The organism is Pseudomonas sp. NPDC089534, assembly GCF_044749305.1.
Taxonomy (GTDB): domain Bacteria; phylum Pseudomonadota; class Gammaproteobacteria; order Pseudomonadales; family Pseudomonadaceae; genus Aquipseudomonas; species Aquipseudomonas ekonensis.
In genome coordinates this window covers 1-4,394 of sequence record NZ_JBIVHR010000179.1, presented here as the reverse complement: position 1 = coordinate 4,394, position 4,394 = coordinate 1, and the positions used below count along the sequence as shown (strand labels likewise).

The window sequence follows — 4,394 nt, the reverse complement described above, 5'->3', positions numbered from 1 at the left end:
CCCGGGCCAGACGCGACATCATGTTGATCAGATCGACGTGGGAATGGTACTTGGCGATCAGGCTCAACGCGGTGCTGGCGGCCTTGAACTCGCAGTTCTTGTGGTCGATCAGCAGCGTCTCCTGATCGGCCAGCGCGGCCTGGACCCAGGCGTCCGGCGTGCGGCAGCCAAGGAATTCGTGGATTTCGGGAAGGTTCATGGGACTCACGGGCAAAGGGTTTCAAGCGAAGGGCGCGATTATACCGGCCTGCCCGCAGACCACCAGCGGCCACCGTTGATATGCATCAAGTCGCGGGCGCGGGCGCAACAACTATAGTTGTGCAACGCCGTGCCTTTTCATTGCTGGAGACTCCGCTCATGCAAGCCATTCGCAGCATTCTGGTGGTCATCGAACCCGAACATTCGGAAAGCCTGGCGCTCAAGCGCGCCAAGCTGATCGCCGGCGTGACCCAGGCCCACCTCCACCTGCTGGTGTGCGACAAGAAGCACGACCACGCCGGCATGCTCAGCGTGCTCAAGGCCGCGCTGCTGGCGGACGGCTACAGCGTCACCACCGAGCAGGCGTGGAACGAAAGCCTGCACGAAACCATCATCGACGTGCAGCAGGCCGAGGGTTGCGGGCTGGTGATCAAGCAGCACTTCCCCGACAGTTCGCTGAAAAAGGCCTTGCTGACCCCGGCGGACTGGAAACTGCTGCGCCACTGCCCGACCCCGGTGCTGCTGGTGAAGACCGCCGGTTCCTGGAAGGACAAGGTGATCCTGGCGGCCGTGGACGTGGGCAACGCCGACGGCGAACACCGCCACCTGCACACCACCATCATCGACCACGGCTATGACATCGCCAGCCTGGCCAAGGGGCACCTGCACGTGATCAGCGCCCATCCGTCGCCGATGCTGTCGGCGGCCGACCCGACCTTCCAGCTCAAGGAAACCATCGAGGCGCGCTACCGCGAGCAGTGCCGGGCGTTCCAGGCCGAGTTCGACATCGACGAAGAGCACCTGCACATCGAGGAAGGGCCGGCCGACGTGCTGATCCCGTTCATGGCCCACAAACTGCAGGCGGCGGTGACCGTGATCGGCACCGTGGCCCGCACCGGGCTGTCCGGCGCGCTGATCGGCAACACCGCCGAAGTGGTGCTCGATGCGCTGGAAAGCGATGTGCTGGTGCTCAAGCCGCAGGAGGTCGAGGATCATCTGGTGGAGCTGGCGGTCAAGCACTGAGGCCTGCGGCGCCTGGACCGGCCCCATCGCTTGCAGGCAAGCTCCCACGGGGTCAGCGGTGGCCGCTGAAATGACAGGCACCCGCCATCTCTGTGGGAGCCAGCCTGCTGGCGATGGCGGTGGATCAGCCAACAGAGTGGTCGGCAGTGCCGGCCTCATCGCTTGCAGGCAAGCTCCCACAGGGTTTTGTGGTGTACCTAGATCCTGCAAACACCCGGGATACCTGTGGGAGCCAGCCTGCGGGCGATGCCCTCAGTCGCCCAAGGCATCCTTGAGGAAACCGGGGGCGATGTAGCGCTGGTAGTGCGCTTCCGACAGCAGGAAGAACTCCCGGTCGATGGCATCGCGCAGCTCCGGCAGGTTCCAGTCGCGGAACTCCGGCATCAGCACCATCCCGTAGGCTTCCAAATTGATGATCACCCGCGCGCCCCGGGCGATCAGCTGATAGGCCCAGCAGTATTCCGACTGGTGCGGCACGAAGCGGATCTTGCGCTGCTCCAGCTGCTGGCGCAGCAGCGCCCGGTCGAACACCTCGACCTTGCTCGCCATCACTTGTGACAGCAACTGTTCAAGACGCAGCCACACCGCGGTCTTCTGCTCCTCGCCGTAGCCGTTCCAGTGGATCACTTCATGGTGGAAACGCTTGCAGCCACGGCACACCAGGTCACCGTAAACGGTGGAGCAAAGGCCGACGCAGGGGGTCTTGATGGTCTGATTGGGCATAAAGGGGCAAAACACGGCAACGCGGAACAGGCCGGTATGGTAGCCCTTTGTCTGCCGTTGATCACCCCTCCGTTCGCAGGGTCAAGCGGCCGGCGGGGCTTGGGAGGGGCCGTCCGACCCGCCACCAAAGTCCAATGCCGGCCGACTTACCTTTAATTTTTTTTTGCCGTAGAATCAGCCAGCCTTTTTAGGCGCCAATGTCCGTCAAGAAGCTGTTTTCAAAGCGTCACGAGCACAGTCGTTCCTTCAGAGCGGTGTTGGCGAAAGGTTTTTCCAGCGGGGAAAAGCCCGACGCCAACCCTCATCAGCTCCCGTTCTGCAGGCGTAAAACTTTGAAAGCAGCTTCTGTAAGGAATGGTCGGTAATTCTGGCTAAGCGGCTCACAACGCCACGCAGCGCATGGATACGTCCATTTCGGGATGAGCGTCCCGGACACCCATTTGGGACCACTGATGAGGGTAATAACTGTGCTTGAAGCCTACCGCAAACATATCGAAGAGCGTGCAGCACTGGGTATCGTTCCCCAGCCGCTCAACGCCGAACAAACTGCAGGCCTGGTCGAGCTGCTGAAGAATCCCCCGGCTGGCGAAGAAGCTTTCCTCGTTGACCTGATCACCAACCGCGTTCCGCCAGGAGTGGACGAAGCCGCCTACGTCAAGGCCGGTTTCCTGTCCGCCGTCGCCAAGGGCGAAGCCAAATCCCCGCTGATCGACAAGAAGCGCGCCGTCGAGCTGCTGGGCACCATGCAGGGCGGCTACAACATCGCCACCCTGGTTGAACTGCTGGACGACGCCGAACTGGCTGCCGTCGCCGCCGAACAGCTCAAGCACACCCTGCTGATGTTCGACGCCTTCCACGACGTGGCCGAAAAAGCCAAGGCGGGCAATGTCCACGCCAAGGCCGTGCTGGAATCCTGGGCCGCCGGCGAGTGGTTCACCAACAAGCCTGCCATCGCCGACAAGTACAGCCTGACCGTCTTCAAGGTCCCGGGCGAAACCAACACCGACGACCTGTCCCCTGCCCCGGACGCCTGGTCGCGCCCTGACATCCCGCTGCACGCCCTGGCCATGCTGAAAATGGCCCGTGACGGCATCGTGCCTGAGCAGCAAGGCGCCATCGGCCCGCTCAAGCAAATCGAAGAAGTCAAAGCCAAGGGCTTCCCGGTCGCCTACGTCGGCGACGTGGTCGGCACCGGTTCCTCCCGTAAGTCCGCCACCAACTCGGTGCTGTGGTTCTTCGGCGACGACATCCCTTACGTGCCGAACAAGCGCGCCGGCGGCTTCTGCTTCGGCTCGAAAATCGCTCCGATCTTCTACAACACCATGGAAGACGCCGGCGCCCTGCCGATCGAGTTCGACGTGTCGAACCTGAACATGGGCGACGTGATCGACGTCTACCCGCACGCCGGCAAGGTGTGCAAGCACGGCACCGACGACGTCATCACCACCTTCGAACTGAAGACCCCGGTGCTGCTGGACGAAGTCCGCGCCGGCGGCCGTATCCCGCTGATCGTCGGCCGTGGCCTGACCGAGAAGGCGCGCGCCGAGCTGGGCCTGGGCCCGACCGACCTGTTCAAGCTGCCTGAAGCGCCTGTCGACACCGGCAAGGGCTACACCCTGGCGCAGAAGATGGTCGGCAAGGCCTGCGGCCTGCCGAAAGGCAAAGGCGTGCGTCCTGGCACCTACTGCGAACCGAAGATGACCACCGTCGGTTCCCAGGACACCACAGGTCCAATGACCCGTGACGAACTGAAGGACCTGGCGTGCCTGGGCTTCTCCGCTGACCTGGTGATGCAGTCCTTCTGCCACACCGCGGCGTATCCGAAGCCGATCGACGTGACCACCCACCACACCCTGCCTGACTTCATCATGACCCGTGGCGGCGTTTCGCTGCGTCCGGGCGACGGCATCATCCACTCGTGGCTGACCCGCATGCTGCTGCCGGACACCGTGGGCACCGGTGGTGACTCGCACACCCGTTTCCCGATGGGCATCTCGTTCCCGGCCGGTTCCGGCCTGGTCGCGTTCGCCGCCGCCACCGGCGTCATGCCGCTGGACATGCCGGAGTCGATCCTGGTTCGCTTCAAGGGCAAGCTGCAGCCTGGCATCACCCTGCGTGACCTGGTTCATGCCATCCCTTACTACGCGATCCAGAAAGGCCTGCTGACCGTCGAGAAGAAAGGCAAGAAGAACGCCTTCTCCGGCCGCATCCTGGAAATCGAAGGCCTGGACGAGCTGACCGTCGAGCAAGCGTTCGAACTGTCCGACGCCTCCGCCGAGCGTTCCGCCGCCGGCTGCACCATCAAGCTGCCGGAAAAGGCCATCGCCGAGTACCTGCAGTCCAACATCACCCTGCTGCGCTGGATGATCGGCGAAGGCTACGGCGATGCCCGCACCATGGAACGCCGTGCCCAGGCGATGGAAGCCTGGCTGGCCAACCCTGAGCTGATG

4 protein-coding genes are annotated in these 4,394 nt (G+C 63.3%); 2 read left to right on the top strand and 2 right to left on the bottom strand.

Annotation, left to right across the window (positions count from 1 at the left end):
- Nucleotides 1-199: tRNA isopentenyl-2-thiomethyl-A-37 hydroxylase MiaE (miaE, locus tag ACIP0B_RS28020; protein ID WP_400838357.1), on the bottom strand; the 199-nt coding region annotated here is incomplete at its 3' end.
- Between the two features lie 158 nt (nucleotides 200-357).
- Here miaE and ACIP0B_RS28015 point away from each other — a divergent pair.
- Nucleotides 358-1,221 (top strand): universal stress protein, encoded by an 864-nt coding sequence (locus ACIP0B_RS28015; RefSeq protein WP_217891565.1) that lies wholly within the window; start codon nucleotides 358-360, stop codon nucleotides 1,219-1,221.
- A gap of 252 nt (nucleotides 1,222-1,473) precedes the next feature.
- Here ACIP0B_RS28015 and ACIP0B_RS28010 read toward each other — a convergent pair whose 3' ends face one another.
- Complete coding sequence (locus ACIP0B_RS28010; protein ID WP_400838354.1) at nucleotides 1,474-1,944, bottom strand: DUF1289 domain-containing protein; 471 nt, start codon at nucleotides 1,942-1,944, stop codon at nucleotides 1,474-1,476.
- A 467-nt stretch (nucleotides 1,945-2,411) separates the two neighbouring features.
- On the opposite strand from ACIP0B_RS28010, the gene ACIP0B_RS28005 reads away from it, so the two are divergent.
- Nucleotides 2,412-4,394 (top strand): bifunctional aconitate hydratase 2/2-methylisocitrate dehydratase (locus ACIP0B_RS28005; RefSeq protein WP_400838360.1); only part of this gene is annotated, 1,983 nt, incomplete at its 3' end.